The organism is Brucella sp. TWI559 (assembly GCF_039674265.1).
Taxonomy (GTDB): Bacteria; Pseudomonadota; Alphaproteobacteria; order Rhizobiales; family Rhizobiaceae; genus Brucella; species Brucella chromiisoli.
Genome location: NZ_JBDJNE010000009.1, coordinates 144659 through 160682, shown reverse-complemented (window position 1 = coordinate 160682; position 16024 = coordinate 144659). Strand labels below are relative to the sequence as shown.

Sequence of the window (16024 nt, the reverse complement as noted above, 5' to 3'; positions counted from 1 at the left end):
CGTTCGCCCGCGCTTTTGTAAGAGGCTCGTTTCAGATCACGCGGCCATTTTCTTAAACCGGGTGAGGCTTGGATAGTTGGGTGCTAAGAGATGTGCATCATTGAGAGACGCAGACCGGGATGATGGTGGCTCTCAAGGAAGCTCATTTGATCCAGAGCGCCGATCTCATTGAATTGGATCAGCGCCTGAAGCATATCATTGTGCCCAGATATAGCGTCTCTTTGAGACTGCTGAAATTTTTGCAACAGAACAGCTGTGAAAGAAAGCTGTTTGTAATGTTATTCGATCAGCAAAGCATCGTCATCGAGTGTCTGCCCTCGCACTTTGCGGAACATGTCGATCAGGTCTTCCACGCCAAGCGTCTTGCGTTTATCGCCGGTGACGTCGAGCAAAATCTTGCCGCCATGCAGCATGATGGTGCGGTCGCCATAATCAAGCGCCTGACGCATGGAATGGGTGACCATGAGTGCCGTTAACTTGTTTTCAGCAATCAGCGTGCGGGTCAGCTCCATCACAAATTCCGCCATGCCTGGATCAAGCGCTGCCGTATGTTCGTCCAGCAGCAGCACTTCCGAGCCGGCCAGTGTTGCCATGATGAGCGAAAGCGCCTGACGCTGGCCACCCGAGAGCAGCTCCATACGATCCTGCATACGGCTTTCGAGGCCCAAATTGAGGCTTGCCACGCGTTCACGAAACCAGTCGCGCCGCTTGGCATGAAGCGCATGGGTGAGACCACGACGTGCTCCACGCGATGCCGCCAGCGCCAGGTTTTCTTCAATCGTCAGCGTGCCGCAGCTGCCTGCAAGCGGGTCCTGAAACACGCGCGCCACAAGACCGGCGCGCTCAGCGGTGGATTTGCGTGTAACATCCAGTCCGCTGATCTCAACTTTACCGGCTGTCGGAATGACATCGCCAGCAAGAACGCCTAGCAGTGTGGATTTGCCAGCGCCATTGGAGCCAATCACGGTTACAAATGAACCGCGATCCATAGTCAGATTGATCTTGTTGAGCACCTGCTTTTCCAGCGGTGTTCCACGGCCGAAAATAACGTCCAGATTGGATACTTCAATCATGATGATGCTCCTCCACGGCGCAGGCGCGGCAAGATCAGGGCGAATGTAACAAGAAGCGCTGTTGCGATATTGAGGTCGGAAGCCTGAAGTCCGACTATGCTGCCATTGGAAAGTGCGAGCTGGATGGCGATACGGTAGATGATCGATCCCAAAACACAGCCAATGAGAATGACAAGGATGAGGCGCGAGCGCAGCAAGGTTTCACCGATGATCACAGCGGCAAGGCCAACCACGATGGTGCCGACGCCGGAGGTCACGTCTGCAAAGCCGTTTGTCTGGGCAAAAAGCGAGCCACCAAGCGCTACGAGCGCATTGGAGAGTGCCATGCCGAGGTAAATCTGACGGTCAGTACGTACGCCCTGCGCACGCGCCATTTTCGGATTGGCGCCCGTTGCGCGCATGGCAAGGCCCATGTCACTTTCGAGAAAGCGCCAGACCAGGAACACTGCGATGGCAACCAGCACAAACAGGAAGGCCGGGCGCACATAATATTCAGGAATGCCGTGACCGAAAAACGGAGACAGCATTGTATCCTGATTGATGAGTGCAATGTTCGGACGGCCCATAATGCGCAGATTGACCGAGAACAGCGCAATCATCGTAAGGATTGAAGCGAGCAGATTGAGGATCTTGAAGCGCACATTGAGCGTTGCTGTCACAAGACCGGCAATCGAGCCTGCAATCATTGCAACACCAGCAGACAGCCATGGATTCCAGCCAGCAAGGATCAGAACGCCCGTGACCGCCGCACCGAGCGGAAACGAGCCATCCACGGTCAGATCGGGGAAATCGAGCACGCGGAAAGCCAGATAGACGCCAATGGCGACAAAAGAAAAGACGAGGCCCAGTTCGACCGCGCCCCAGAAGGCGATCTGACTCACATTGCGATTCCTTGTTCTTTGCCGTCATCGAAGATGATAGGGCAGCTTTTCAGCGCCATATCATTACCGGCCTTCTAGAGGTTCTGGCATTTGCCAAAGACCGCCTGGAAGGTCTGCTTCAATCACGACCGGTTTTGATTTGAGTTTGTTCCTTGAAGCGAAAGCCTTGTGGAACCATCCCCCGGTTTTGCATGCGCAATTGCATTGATTGCGCTTGTTCTGGCTAACTCTTTTTGCGGATACAACTCAAAAGTTTCAACAAGCAAGCATTATCGCTGAAAAAGCGCTGAAAAGCCGCGTTCTGTGGGCGGGTTACAACATTTTTCGGGCTATTTGCGGGTCAGACTTCGCCGCGCGCACGCCACAACTCCCAGGCAAAACGCGCGCGGACGCCGATATCGAGGAATGGGCGCGGTGGCAACCCGCTTGGATTTCCAAGTTTTAACATGTCGTCGATTAGCGGATTGTCGAGATCGCAGGCCATGTCGGCTGCAAGGATGCCGCCAATCGTACCCTTGGTGATGCCGACTCCATTCTGGCAGAGTGAGGTGTAAATATTTTTGGCGATCTGGCCAAAACCCGGTGCACCGTTGCGCGACAGGCAAATAAAACCCGTCCAGGTGTGTTGCATATCGACATTGGCCAGCATCGGGAAACGTTGATCAAAAAGCCGCTTGTGCTCGCGCTTGATTGTTTCACGCTGCGCATTCGACTGGCGCAGCGACGGGCAGAAATGCACGTTCTGCCGCACCAGAATGCGCCGATCAGAAGTCAGGCGCATGGTGATTCCGGCAAAAGAATTGGCAGGCGTCAGGCCCCACGGTGCGACTTCGCCGATGGCCTTGTATTCCTGATCATCAAGTGGACGGCTGAGGCTCGCATGGGCTGCGAAGTTCAGCAGCTTATGTCTGAAAAAGCCAAACTGTTCACCAAACCCATTGACCGTCAGGATCATGGCAGGGGCCTGAAGCCGGCCCTCTGCCGTGGTAATGAGGATGCGATCACCATAGTCGATTTTGGTGACAGCAGAGTTTTCATAAAGCGTGACATTTGCGGGCAGGCTGTCTGCAAGGCCACGCACCAGAGCGGCCGGATTTAAAAGCGCGGTGCCATAGGTGAAGATCGCTGCTTTGAAATGGCTGGTGCCGAGCCGTTTGGCCAAAGCATCGCCTTCGAGCCAATCAAAGGGCTCGTTAAGACGCTCAAGCTCCTTGACTGTCGGCTCCAGAACTTTGCGCATCCCCTGATCGGAAACGGCGGCGTGAAACTTGCCATCCTGCCGCCAGTCGCAGTCGATGCCATGCTGGTCAATCTGCTGTTTGAGGTGATTGATTGCCGCGCGTGCCAGTGCGCGGTAGCTGTGCGACTTGGCCAGTTCCTCCATGGATGAGCTGACATTATGCGGCAGATCAATGGCAAAACCTGCCGCCCGGCCCGATGTGCCTTTTCCCACTTCCTGTGCATCAACCAGTGCAATGTGATCATTGGGCCGGTTTTCGGCAAGCCGTCTTGCTGCCGCGACACCGGCATAGCCTGCACCCAGCACGATCCAGTCGGCTTTGATGTGGCCTTTGAGGGCAGGGCGTGGTGCGCGCGCAGGCAATATCCTGCTCCAGCCATTGGTGTTGTCATCAGCGGGAAGGATACGGATGGCGGGCATTTTAAAAGCTCAACAGATGTGAAACATGTTTAAAAGAAAAGGGCGGGAGATCGTCCCGCCCTTTTCCTTACAATAGAAATTGCAATTATTCGACCTTGCTGGTTGCGCGGTCGATAACAGCCTGTGGGAACTCGACGCCCATCTTCTTTGCAGCAGAAAGATTGATGACGAGGTCGGTGCCTTTTGCGATGTCGACAGGAATATCGCCCGGCTTTTCGCCGTTGAGGATTTTTACAACCACAGCGCCGGTCTGTTTGCCAACGTCGTAATAGTTGAAGCCGAGAGCGGCGAGTGCGCCGCGCTTGACCGAATCCGTATCTGCGGTGAAGAGCGGCAGCTTGCTTTCTTCAGCAACACCGACCGCACTTTCAAGCGCTGAAACGATGGTGTTGTCGGTTGGCACATACATCGCATCTGCACGACCAACGAGCGCGCGGGCTGCACCCTGAACTTCTGCCGACTTGGTTGCAGCCGATTCAACCACTTCAATGCCTTCAGCCGCAGCCGCTTCTTTCAGTGCTGCCAGAAGCGAAACGGAGTTGGTTTCACCGGAATTATAGAGATAGCCGAGCTTCTTGATGTTCGGCATCACTTCCTTGATGAGCTTGATGTGTTCGACAACCGGCGACATGTCGGAAAGGCCGGTGACATTGCCACCCGGCTTTGCCATGTCCTTGACGAGCTGTGCGCCGACCGGATCAGAAACAGCGGTGAAGACAATCGGAATATCACGGGTGGCGGAAACAACGGCCTGTGCCGAAGGCGTGGAAATCGGAACGATTACATCCGGCGCGTCCCCCACGAACTGCCGTGCGATCTGTGCGGCGGTTGCCGGATTGCCCTGCGCGGACTGATAGACGAATGTCAGATTTTCGCCTTCCTTGAAGCCGGCCTCTGCCAGCGCATCCTTGACGCCATCGCGTGCCGCATCCAGTGCCGGATGCTCAACAATGGCCGTAACGGCAACCGTTACGTCTTTGGCCTGCGCGTGCGTTGCGATGGCCGTTGCGGCCAGCAAGGCCAGAAGCATAGAACGCATGAAAATCTCCCCTGTTTTGGTGCGTCGTCTGTCGGCATAGGCTCAATATCCGGTTCCCCGGATTGAAGGGCTTAACCGCGTCTTTTGAGGCTTAATCCGGTCCGAATAGACTGTCAACGTGTTGTCATCACAGCCCGGCTTGCGCGCGTTATATTCCGTTTCATGAACACAGTGTTCAGCGGCCTTTCAATGACTATCGCCCGGTGCCATATTCTGACAAAACAGATGAAAAGTGCTTCCTCGCACGCAAGGACAATCGTCATGAAAAAGATAGGCTTTCTTTCATTCGGCCATTGGTCGCCTTCTCCGCAGTCGGGAACCCGTTCAGCGGGTGACGCGCTTCTGCAATCCATCGATCTGGCGGTTGCCGCTGAAGAGCTGGGCGCAGACGGCGCTTATTTCCGCGTGCATCATTTTGCGCGCCAGCTTGCTTCGCCATTTCCATTGCTTGCAGCCGTGGGTGCCAAAACCAGCAAGATTGAGATCGGCACTGCCGTGATCGATATGCGCTATGAAAACCCGTTCTATATGGCTGAAGATGCCGGTGCTGCCGATCTCATTGCGCAGGGCCGATTGCAGCTTGGGCTGAGCCGCGGATCGCCTGAACAGGTGATCGATGGCTGGCGTTATTTTGGCTATAAGCCGGATGAAGGCACAAGCGATGCCGATATGGGCCGCCAGCATGCGGAAGTGTTTTTGGGCGCGCTCAAAGGCGAAGGCTTTGCACAGCCCAACCCGCGTCCGATGTTTCCGAACCCTCCCGGCCTGCTGCGTCTTGAACCGCATTCGGAAGGTTTGCGGGATCGAATCTGGTGGGGTGCCGGTTCCAATGCCACAGCACGTTGGGCCGCAAAACTTGGCATGAACCTGCAAAGCTCGACGCTGAAGGATGATGAAACGGGTGAGCCGTTCCATGTTCAGCAGGCAGCGCAAATCCGTGCTTATCGCGAAGCATGGAAAGAAGCAGGCCATACAACCACGCCACGCGTTTCGGTGAGCCGCAGCATCTTTGCGCTGGTTGATGACCGCGACCGGGCTTATTTCGGTGGCGGGAGCAAAGAGCAGGATTCCATCGGCTATCTTGATGAGAACACGCGCGCCATCTTCGGCCGTTCCTATGCCGCAGAGCCCGATGCGCTTATCAAAGAGTTGCAAAAGGATGAAGCGATTGCCGAAGCCGATACCCTGCTTCTGACCGTGCCGAACCAGCTCGGCGTTGCATACAATGCCCATGTGATCGAAGCGATCCTCAAGCATGTTGCACCGGCACTGGGCTGGCGCTAACACGCGGCCTGATTAAACGCTCGCGGCATAACGTGCCGCGAGCGTTCGGTGTATTTCCTGTTTAGACTGAATCCTTGGAAATGCTCTCTGTGTTTTTCTTCACGCATGCCGCTACCGGAAAACCGGTGTCCACTTTTCCGCGACATGGTTTTTTCTTCACGCATGTCGTTATCGGAAAACCGGTTCCCACTTTTCCGCGACATGCTTTAAGTTTCTCAAAATTCTCCGAATATTCGCACCGTCGCTCCATAAGCATTTTCGCGCGATGCGGTGCGCATGATATAGGGCGTTAATGAAAGACCGACTGATTTATTGACCGCATAGCTGAGGCTTGTTGATGCGGAACCGCGCATATGGGCAAAGTCCGAACCATATACCAGCGCGCCGATATAATCTGCGTGCGCATCAAATTCCGGGTCTTTGTGCGCGATATCCTGTTCGATCTCACCATTGACGGACCACCGGAATCGATCGCTGAGCGGCATGCTGTAATTGGCGCCTGCATAAGCCGTGGTGAGCTGATATTTCATCGTGCTGTAGGTGAACGGGAACAGCACATTGTTTTCCGTGTATCCATCCATGGAAATATCGCTGTAACGCAGACCACCGTAATAGCCGAACGCTGCATTGTTGACGCTGAGATTGTCGGTGCGTCCGATTTCAAGCGCCGTGCTCCAGCCTTGCAGGCGTGTTGTGCCGGTTCCCGCTTCTGTAAAGGGAAGGAGCGGGCGGGTTATATCTGTGTCGTAACGGTTTGCAGCAAGGCTTGCGCGCACATACCACGCGCCATTTGCCGTTTTTTGTTTCCATTGCGCATAAATACCGCCACCGAAATTGTCGTGTGCTGTGTCAAAACCGTCCGGCTGTTCTTGCCAGAAAGAATGGGCGATGGTGGCGCCTGCCGAGAAATTATCGGTAAAGCCGTGTGCGAGCGTGAAACCTGTCAGTAAATCGCGCTGATCGCCAAAACCACTGATGTCTGTGAACTGCGAATAACAGGTCTGGCCGGCACGATCCACATTGCAGGTGCCCTGCAATTTATTCAGCGTCAGGCGCTGCGCTTCCATGGCGGAAAAGCCGCTGAATGCCAGCTTTAACACGGTCGCAACGGTGTGATCGACATCGATGACGGCGGGTTTGGTCACGGGCTCGGCTGATGGAGAGTTTGGTGTCGGCCCAGGATCAGGATCGGTTCCCGGATTTGTTGGTGTCGTCCCAGGATCAGGATCAGTTCCGGGATTTGTCGGATTTGTCTCGGGATCCGTCTCTTCATCCGTTCCGGGATTGATTGCCGGTAGTTTCCATAATGTTGCGTGAAGTTCACCCTGAGCGGTTTGGGCCGTCCCAACTATAACGCTGCCATCATCAGAAATATCATAGGCAATGGCATTGTCCCCGCCAATTGTTCCCAGATCAATCATGCCGTCATTTTCCGTCCACCGGAAAGCGCGCATCGCCATTGTATCTGTGTAGCTGTAACCAGTCACCGCTTTGCCATTGCTGGTCATGCCAAGAGCATGTGAAATCTCACCACCCAGTGAGCCCAAACTCATCATGCCAGTTTCCGATGTCCAGCGAAAAGCCTGATCATAGCCGCTGTCTATAGTCGCTGTGCCGATCACAACTTTTCCATCTGCGGAAACCAAGTCAGCAATGCTGTTTTGTATATTTCCCTGCGCATTGAGATCAACCATGCCGGTCTCTGCCGTCCAGCGAAAAGCATGTTGCTGATGATCGGCGGTATCACTGGCACCGACGATTACGGATCCATCCGCTGAAACGCCACGTGCGGTTGAATTATTGCCGCCCAGTGTCTCAAGACTGACCATGCCCGTGGCTTGCGTCCATCGAAATGCTTTTGTTTGCAATGTTTGGGTTGTGCTATAGCCAACAAGGGTGGTGCCATCAGCGGAAATAGCGTTGGAGAAGGACGATATTCCACCCAGTGTTCCAAGACCGGTTATGCCATCCTGAAGTGTCCAGCGAAATGCATTGGTCTCGGCATTATCGGCGAGAGAACTGTTGCCAATGACAACATCGCCATTGGCTGAAACCCCGGTGGTATAGGATGTATTTCCCCCCAGCGTGCCAATGTTGCGCATGCCTGTATCCCGTGTCCACCAGAATGCGTTTGTTTGTGTGGCACTGACAGAACTGCTGCCGATTGCAGCACGTCCGTTTGCCGAAATCACATGAATTGCGGTTTCGCCAGAGCCATCAAGGGACCCAAGATCGGTTATACCATCCGGGGTAATGACAAAAGATTTGTCATACGCACCACTTGCTGACATTCGCCTTACGCCAAATGTTTTGCCGTCCGCAGATATGGTGACTGCATCAGCGCGTGATCCTCCGAAAGAACCATGAACTTCATAAAGAGGAGCGTCAGCCCAGGCTTGAGAACTGATTGTCATAATTATTGTTGATTTTAGTATTAACTTATATTTTGACATGAAATATACAGCTCTCATTTAGAATTTTATAATTTAACTGTATGCAATACTTAATAAAGACTTAATTTATTCTAGTAAGATGCTGGGATAAAAATCAAGCATTATTGATTTAAATATTTATCTTATAGCTGGCCGTATATTGGGAAGTGAGGACGCGCGTGATCACACATCGCTTTGGATGCGCCACGGCATTTTTGTATGAGGAAGGTGTTTTTTTATAAAGCTTTATAAGTCTTTGATTGTCTCTATTCTATGCCATGCAAAGTAAGCAGATTTTTCATGCGTTGGATTGCAAGGCCGGGCTGGTCGAGAACATTGGCCTGATCTGCCAGGCGGAAAATCTCCGCATAATGCAGGATGCCACGGGCTGATTGCATCCCGGCAGGCATGGTAAAATGGGTCTGATGCCCATTGAGCCAGGCGAGGAATACAACGCCTGCCTTGTAATATTGTGTGGGGGCTTCAAAAATTTTGCGCGATAGGGGCACGGTCGGTTCGATGATCGCGCGGAAGCTTGCATTGTCACCCTTGGCAAGGGCGGCAAGGGCGCTTGAAGCCTGTGGTGCAACCGCATCAAAAATCCCAAGAAGCGCATGGCTGTGCTTGTTGCCATCACCTTCGATCAATGGTGCGTAATTGAAATCATCGCCCGTAAAACACAGAACGCCATCCGGCAGGCGGTTGCGCAGCGCGATCTCATAGCGTTCTTCGAGCAGTGAAATCTTGATGCCTTCTACTTTGTCGCGATTGGTCTCTATGATGGTGATGACCGTATCAAGCGCGTCTTCAAACCTGTCCGAACCCCAATAACCTTTAAGCTGTGGGTCGAACATATCGCCCAGCCAGTGCAGGACCACTTTTTCGCGCGCGTTTGTGAGGATGTGGTTGTAAACCCTGATGTAATCGTCGGGTGAACGGGCAATGTGGGCGAGCGCGCGGCTGGCCATGAGAATGAAACGACCGCCATGTTTTTCGATGAATTCAGCCTGTGTTTCATAGGCTTTAATCACATCATCAAGGCTTTTTGCCTCCGCCGGATCAAGATGATCGGTGCCTGCGCCGGATGCCAGATCGGCGCCACTCACGGTTTTGCTTTCTGTGAGCGAGCGGCGGATGAGTTCCTGCGCGCCAGCCCAGTTGAGGCCCATGCCGCGCTGTGATGTGTCCATCGCTTCGGCGATTTGAAAGCCAAGGCTCCAGAGGTGGTGACGGAAGGCCATGGTCGCATCCCAGTCAATCGCCGGAGCATTCCATGGCGTGCTGTCTCTGAGCGGGTCTGAAACCACATGTGCTGCCGCATAAGCGATGCGATTGAATTTCGGAGGAGAGGCGGGGCGCGGTGTCGGGGTGCCACGCAAGTGATAGGCTTTTACGTTTCCGTCTGCAAAGGGCAGGGATAGCACGTTTTCCGATAATGCACTCATGTCAATCCTCCAACTCCACGACGACATGAATAATTTAGATCGTTCCAAATATCAAGACGGGATTAAATAAGGCGCGATTATGTCTTAATGGCGGATAATTTGTGAAATGCGAAAAATGGGCATCTATTTTACGGGAAAGTCGAAAATTGATCGCATTTTTTGATTTTTCCGCAGCATTTTCAGCTTTGTTTCGCGCTCAATCAGGCGCGGTTTAAAATCATTGACAAATTTGGAACGTTCCAATTAAATGATGGGAACAGGAGTTTGGCATGGGCAAGAGCAGCATTACGGTCATTGATATTGCACGCGAGGCTGGCGTGTCGAAGTCAACCGTGTCGCTTGTTCTGCGTGACAGTCCGCTGGTGCGTGCTGAGACCCGCGCAAAAGTTCAGGAAGCAATCGACAAGCTCGGCTATGTTTATAACCGCTCGGCGGCCAATCTCCGGCAGTCGAAATCGAAGATCATCGGGCTTGTGGTCAATGATCTGACCAACAGCTTTTTTGCCGAGCTTGCGGTGGGTGTTGATCGTGTCATGCAGTCGGCAGGCTATGTGCAGTTTCTCGCCAATACGGCGGAAAGCATTGATCGCCAGCGCGAGGTGATTGCCTCGATGCGCGAGCATGGCATTGCGGGGCTGATCGTTTCGCCTGCCCGCGGCACCGAGGCTGGTGATCTGAAACCATTGGCAAAAAGCGGCCTTCCGGTTGTGCAGATGGTGCGCGATGTGCCGGGATCGGGTGTGTCGTCGATTGTTTCGGATAATCGCGGTGGCGTGGCAAAGGCGGTCGAGCATCTTTTCTCACTGGGCCATCGCATCATTGCTTTCATGGGCGGCTATGCGGACACGGCTGTTTTTAGCGAAAGAGTTGCGGGCTATCGTGCGGGACTTGAGCAGGCGGGCTTGGTGTTTGATGATGCGCTGGTCTTTACCTCAGCACCCTCGCGGGCTGGCGGTGTGGAAGCAGTTGAGCGCATGTTGCGGCAGAGCACGAAACCGACGGCAGCAGTGTGTTTCAATGATGCTGTAGCTTTTGGCGTTTGCGATGGTTTGCGTGCCGCAAATCTGGAACCGGGCCGCGATTTCGGGGTGGTTGGTTTTGACGATGTGATCGAAGCAAAGACCGCTGTTCCGGCACTGACAACTGTGGCTGTTGATCCGCAAGGTCTGGGAGAACGTGCGGCGCAGCTTTTGCTGAAACAGATCAATTCAGAACGGGTGGAGGCGGAGGCGCAGCGCTTGTCGGTGCGTCTTGCGGTGCGTGCAAGCTGCGGTACGCAGTCTAAAAAGGAGGAGAAATTCGCATGGCAAAGTGGGGCCTTATAGGCGCAAGCACCATTGCAAAAGAATGGGTCATCAGTGCCATTCGCGCGACCGGTGGCGAAGTTGTTTCCGTTTACAGCACCAATGCTGCACGTGGCGAGGCCTATGCCCGTGAGAATGGGATTGCCCGCTCTGTGACAAGCCTTGATGCGCTGTTGAATGATCCTGAAATTGACGCTGTCTATATCTCCACCACCAATGAACTGCACCGCGATCAGGCGATTGCAGCAGCACAAGCGGGTAAGCATATCCTCTGTGAAAAGCCGCTGGCGCTGACGATTGTCGACGCGCATCAGATGCTAGACGCCGTGCGTGAGGCTGGTGTGGTGGCAGCCACCAATCATCACTTGCGCAATGCCGCTAGCCACCGCGCCATGCGTGATGCAATTGCCAAGGGCAAGATCGGCAAGGTGCTTGCCGCGCGGGTTTTTCACGCGGTTTATCTGCCGCCGCATTTGCAGGGCTGGCGCATTGAACGGCCCGATGCGGGTGGCGGTGTGATCCTCGATATTACCGTGCATGATGCCGATACATTGCGCTTTGTGCTGGGTGAAGACCCGGTTGAGGTCGTGGCTTTCAGCCAGCAGGGCGGTTTAAGCGGCGAAGGGCTGGAAGATGGCGTGATGGGCGTTTTGCGTTTTCCATCTGGCGCGATTGCTCAGTTCCATGATGCTTTCACCACCAAATATGCGGAAACCGGCTTTGAAGTGCATGGGCGTGAAGGCTCGCTCATTGCACGCAATGTCATGACGCAGAAGCCTGTGGGGACCGTCATTCTGCGTGATCAGAATGGCGAGCACGAATTGCCGCTCGACCAGAAGAATCTCTACGAAACCGCCTTGCAGGCTTTCCATAATGCCATCGCAGGTAAAGGCCAGCCTTCCGCAACTCTGGAGGATGGCATTTGGTCGCTGGCGACCGGGCTCGCCGTGCTTGAGGCTGCAAAGACCGGCAAGGCAACCGCTGTTCATTCAGGACTTTGAACATTATGAGCAAACATATTTCATTTGCGGAAGCAGCGTCGCTTATTCCCGACAGTGCTGTCGTTTCTGTTTCTTCATCCAGTGGCCTTGGCTGTCCGGATATGATGCTGAAAGCGATTGGCGAGCGGTTTGATGAAACCGGCCATCCGCAAAATATCACCACACTGCACCCGATCGCTGCGGGCGATATGAGCGGCATCAAGGGCGTTGATTACATCGCCAAAAAGGGGCTTTTGAAAAAGATCATCGGCGGTTCTTATCCGTCTGGGCCGTCCAGCGCTGAGCCGCCACTGATCTGGCAGATGATCACCAATAACGAGATTCCCGCCTATAATATTCCGTCGGGCATTCTGTTCGATATGCATCGTGAGGCAGCTGCCAAGCGCCCCGGCGTGCTGACCAAAGTGGGACTTGATACTTTCGTTGATCCCAAACGTCAGGGGTCGGCCATGAACGACAAGGCGCGTGAGGAGCCGGTGGTCAAGCAGGTCAGTTTTGAAGGTGAGGACTGGCTCTATTTTCCCAATATCGTGCCGCATGTGACGATCATCCGTGCCACCACTGCGGATGAACGCGGCAATCTCACCTATGAACATGAGGGCGCATATCTTGGTGGGCTGGATCAGGCGCTGGCTGCGCGTAACAATGGCGGCATCGTCATTGCGCAGGTGAAGCGTATCGCCAAGGAGGGCACGCTGAAACCGCATGATGTGCGCGTGCCGGGCATTCTGGTGGATTATATCGTGGTTGATCCCGACCAGAAGCAGACAACACAGACACTTTATGATCCGGCAATTTCAGGCGAAATTTTCCGTCCGCTCGATACGTTCCGCTTGGCCGAGTTCAATATTCAGAAGGCGATTGCGCGGCGTGTCGCACAGGAGTTACAGGCCGGAAGTGCGGTCAATCTTGGCTTCGGCATTTCCGCCAATGTGCCGCGCATTTTGTTGGAAGAGGGCCTGCATGGTGCCGTTACCTGGGTCATCGAGCAGGGTGCAGTTGGCGGCGTGCCGCTTCTCGACTTTGCTTTTGGCTGTGCGTCCAATGCGGATGCCTATATGCCGTCACCTTATCAGTTCACCTATTTTCAGGGCGCGGGGTTTGATGCCTCGCTTCTATCCTTCCTTGAGATCGGACGCGATGGCTCGGTCAATGTGTCGAAGCTGTCATTCCGTCCGCATGTGACGGCTGGTGCTGGCGGTTTTGTTGATATTACTGCAAGGGCCAGGAAAATTGTCTTCTCCGGCATGTTCAATGCAGGGGCGAAATTGTCGGTCGCTGATGGTAAGCTGGTGATCGAGAAGGAAGGGAAGCTCAAAAAGTTCGTTAAAGAGGTTGAGCATGTTACTTTCTCCGGTGCGCGCAGTGTCGAGCAGGGGCAGGACATTACCTATGTCACCGAGCGCGCGGTTTTAAAGCTCACGCCAGAAGGCATTGTGCTCACCGAGATCGCGCCGGGTGTGGATTTGCAGACGCATATTCTCGATCAGGCTGAGTTTCCGCTGATTGTTTCGGATCAGCTTAAACGCATGGATGAGGCACTGTTTCGTGACGAGCCGATAGGGCTTGAATTGCCGCACAAGCCTGCACGAAAGCTGGAGGCTTAAATGGCTCAACGGATTGAGATTAAAATCGAGAACCACATCGCAGTCATGCTTATCAAGCGGCCCGAAAAGTTTAATGCGTTTGATATTGAGCTGTTGCAGGAATTGTCTGCGGCCTGTGATCAGGTGGAAGCCGATGGCTCCGTGCGGGTTGCGATCCTGACTGGCGAAGGCAAGGCCTTTTCGGCAGGCGGGGACATCAAGGCTTGGGGCGGCATGGAACCGCAAGAATTCGGTCATGCATGGGTGCGCTACGGTCATCGTGTGTTCGAGCGGCTTGCGACTTTGCGTGTGCCGCTGATTGCAGCGATGAATGGTCATGCTTTGGGTGGTGGTCTGGAACTGGCAGGTGCTGCAGATATTCGCATTGTCGAGCGACAGGCAAAAATTGGTCTGCCCGAAACATCGCTTGGCATGATCCCTGGTTGGTCGGGCACACAGCGTCTTGTGCGCCGTTTTGGTGCGCAGATCGTGCGCCGCATGGTGCTGGGTGGAGAAATGTTCACGGCCGAGGAAGCGCTGTCGCACGGGTTGGTCGATGCTGTGGTGGAGACGGGTGAGGCGTTAAAAGCCGCGCAAGACTATGCGACGCGAATGGCCAAGCGCGGACCGGCTGCGCTGGAAATTTCCAAACTGATGCTGTCGGTCGCCAATGGCGAGGATAATGGCGCGGCGGTCGAGGCGCTGGGCTCCATTCTTGTCGCCAAGACCGGCGATCTGAAAGAAGGCGTGCGCTCGTTTACCGAAAAGCGTGAAGCGAATTTTGAAGGAAAATGGTGATGAGCGTAGTCGTAAAACCGCAGCCGCTGAACGGGCTTGAAGTTCGCGAATTCTTGATGCTGATTGATGGCAAATGGGTTGGCAGTCAAAGCGGCGAGACACTTGAACGTGTCGCGCCCGGCCATGGCGTCACGGTGAGCCGCTATCCGGCTGGCAACAAGGCTGATGTGGAACGCGCGGTAGCGGCTGCACGTAAGGCTTTCGATGACGGGCGCTGGTCGTCTAAAACGGCATCGCAGCGTTCGCTGATCTTGCTGAAAGCCGCTGATCTGATTGAAACACGGGCGGAAGAACTCGCCTATCTCGATGCGATTGAAGCGGGCAAACCCATCTCTCAGGTGCGCGGCGAAATTGCCGGCTCCGTTGACATCTGGCGCTATGCGGCAGCGATTGCGCGCGATCTGCACGGTGAAAGCTACAACAATTTGGGTGATGGCACGTTGGGTGTCGTGCTGCGCGAGGCGATTGGTGTTGTGTCGATCATTACGCCGTGGAATTTCCCGTTCCTGATCGTGGGCCAGAAGCTGCCATTTGCATTGGCCGCGGGCTGCACGGCAGTCGTAAAACCTTCGGAGCTGACTTCCGGATCAACATTGTTACTCGGCGAAATTCTGGCCGAAGCAGGCGTCCCTGACGGTGTCGTCAACATCATCACCGGAACGGGCGCTGATGTCGGCCAGCATATGAGCACGCACGAGCAAGTGGATATGGTGTCGTTCACCGGCTCCACAGGGGTGGGCAAGCTGACCATGGCCAATGCGGCGCAGACGCTCAAGAAAGTATCGCTGGAGCTTGGTGGCAAGAACCCGCAAATCCTGTTCCCGGATGCGGATATGGATGCCTTTATCGATGCGGCCGTGTTCGGCGCGTGGTTCAATGCAGGCGAGTGCTGTAATGCCGGTTCGCGACTGATCGTGCATCGCTCAATTGTCGATGAGATTGTTGGGCGGGTCGCTGATCTGTCGAAGAAAGTTATCGTCGGTGATCCGTTGGATGTCAACACGCAGGTGGGCGCGATTATCACGCCACAGCATCTGAGCAAGGTTGGCGCCTATGTCGAACAGGCTAAAAAGGCGGGTGCTGCCATTGCCCATGGCGGGGATGTGCTGGATCTCGGCCTTGGCCAATATATGGGACCGACCATCATTGCGGGTGTGAAAGCCGACATGGCCGTTGCGCGTGAAGAAGTATTCGGGCCGGTTCTGTCGGTGCTGTCTTTTGATACGGTGGATGAGGCAATTTCGATTGCCAATGCGGTTGATTATGGCTTGTCGGCTGGCGTGTGGAGCCGCGATTTCGATACTTGCATGAACATTGGCCGCAAGGTGCGGGCTGGCACAGTCTGGATGAACACCTTCATGGATGGGACGCCGGAACTGCCTTTTGGCGGTTATCGTCAGTCGGGTCTGGGTCGTGAGCTGGGCCGTCATGCGGTGGAGGACTATAGCGAAACCAAGACGCTCAACATGCATATCGGTGCGCGGACGGGCTGGTGGATGCCGCAAGGAAAATAGGAGTGAC

Annotated in this window: 12 protein-coding genes; 6 read left to right on the top strand and 6 right to left on the bottom strand. The window is 54.5% G+C overall.

Annotated features, from left to right (window positions below; genetic code table 11):
* Positions 1–278: 278 nt before the first annotated feature.
* The 4 genes from ABE530_RS13230 to ABE530_RS13215 form a co-directional block, all read right to left on the bottom strand.
* Complete coding sequence (locus ABE530_RS13230) at positions 279–1073, bottom strand: ABC transporter ATP-binding protein (protein WP_499694793.1); 795 nt, start codon at positions 1071–1073, stop codon at positions 279–281.
* Positions 1070–1954: an ABC transporter permease gene (locus ABE530_RS13225; protein WP_499694792.1), complete on the bottom strand. Its 885-nt coding sequence runs from the start codon at positions 1952–1954 to the stop codon at positions 1070–1072. Before ABE530_RS13225 ends, ABE530_RS13230 begins: the two co-directional genes overlap by 4 nt.
* A gap of 340 nt (positions 1955–2294) precedes the next feature.
* Positions 2295–3614: an NAD(P)/FAD-dependent oxidoreductase gene (locus ABE530_RS13220; protein ID WP_499694791.1), complete on the bottom strand. Its 1320-nt coding sequence runs from the start codon at positions 3612–3614 to the stop codon at positions 2295–2297.
* Positions 3615–3699: 85 nt separating this feature from the next.
* On the bottom strand, positions 3700–4653 hold the full coding sequence (locus ABE530_RS13215) for an ABC transporter substrate-binding protein (RefSeq protein WP_265982422.1): 954 nt from the start codon (positions 4651–4653) through the stop codon (positions 3700–3702).
* A 261-nt stretch (positions 4654–4914) separates the two neighbouring features.
* Between ABE530_RS13215 and ABE530_RS13210 the strand changes: the two genes are divergently transcribed.
* Complete coding sequence (locus ABE530_RS13210; protein ID WP_265982421.1) at positions 4915–5937, top strand: LLM class flavin-dependent oxidoreductase; 1023 nt, start codon at positions 4915–4917, stop codon at positions 5935–5937.
* A gap of 215 nt (positions 5938–6152) precedes the next feature.
* Here the strand turns inward: ABE530_RS13210 and ABE530_RS13205 are convergent, their stop codons facing one another.
* On the bottom strand, positions 6153–8228 hold the full coding sequence (locus tag ABE530_RS13205) for an autotransporter domain-containing protein (protein ID WP_499694790.1): 2076 nt from the start codon (positions 8226–8228) through the stop codon (positions 6153–6155).
* Between the two features lie 407 nt (positions 8229–8635).
* Positions 8636–9814, bottom strand: coding sequence for a dihydrodipicolinate synthase family protein (locus tag ABE530_RS13200; RefSeq protein ID WP_499694789.1), 1179 nt, complete (start codon positions 9812–9814; stop codon positions 8636–8638).
* A 269-nt stretch (positions 9815–10083) separates the two neighbouring features.
* Here ABE530_RS13200 and ABE530_RS13195 point away from each other — a divergent pair, with 269 nt between their 5' ends.
* The 5 genes from ABE530_RS13195 to ABE530_RS13175 are packed head-to-tail and all read left to right on the top strand — an operon-like array spanning position 10084 to position 16017.
* A complete protein-coding gene (locus tag ABE530_RS13195; RefSeq protein ID WP_499694788.1) occupies positions 10084–11139 on the top strand; it encodes a LacI family DNA-binding transcriptional regulator in 1056 nt (351 codons plus the stop codon).
* Positions 11118–12119, top strand: a complete 1002-nt coding sequence (locus ABE530_RS13190; RefSeq protein ID WP_499694787.1) for a Gfo/Idh/MocA family protein — start codon at positions 11118–11120, stop codon at positions 12117–12119. Before ABE530_RS13195 ends, ABE530_RS13190 begins: the two co-directional genes overlap by 22 nt.
* Positions 12120–12124: 5 nt before the next feature.
* The gene (locus ABE530_RS13185) at positions 12125–13726 is read left to right on the top strand and encodes an acyl CoA:acetate/3-ketoacid CoA transferase (RefSeq protein ID WP_499694786.1); all 1602 of its coding nucleotides are present in this window, start codon (positions 12125–12127) and stop codon (positions 13724–13726) included.
* Positions 13727–14503, top strand: coding sequence for an enoyl-CoA hydratase/isomerase family protein (locus tag ABE530_RS13180; RefSeq protein ID WP_499694785.1), 777 nt, complete (start codon positions 13727–13729; stop codon positions 14501–14503).
* Positions 14497–16017: an aldehyde dehydrogenase family protein gene (locus tag ABE530_RS13175; protein WP_499694784.1), complete on the top strand. Its 1521-nt coding sequence runs from the start codon at positions 14497–14499 to the stop codon at positions 16015–16017. Before ABE530_RS13180 ends, ABE530_RS13175 begins: the two co-directional genes overlap by 7 nt.
* Positions 16018–16024 lie beyond the last annotated feature (7 nt).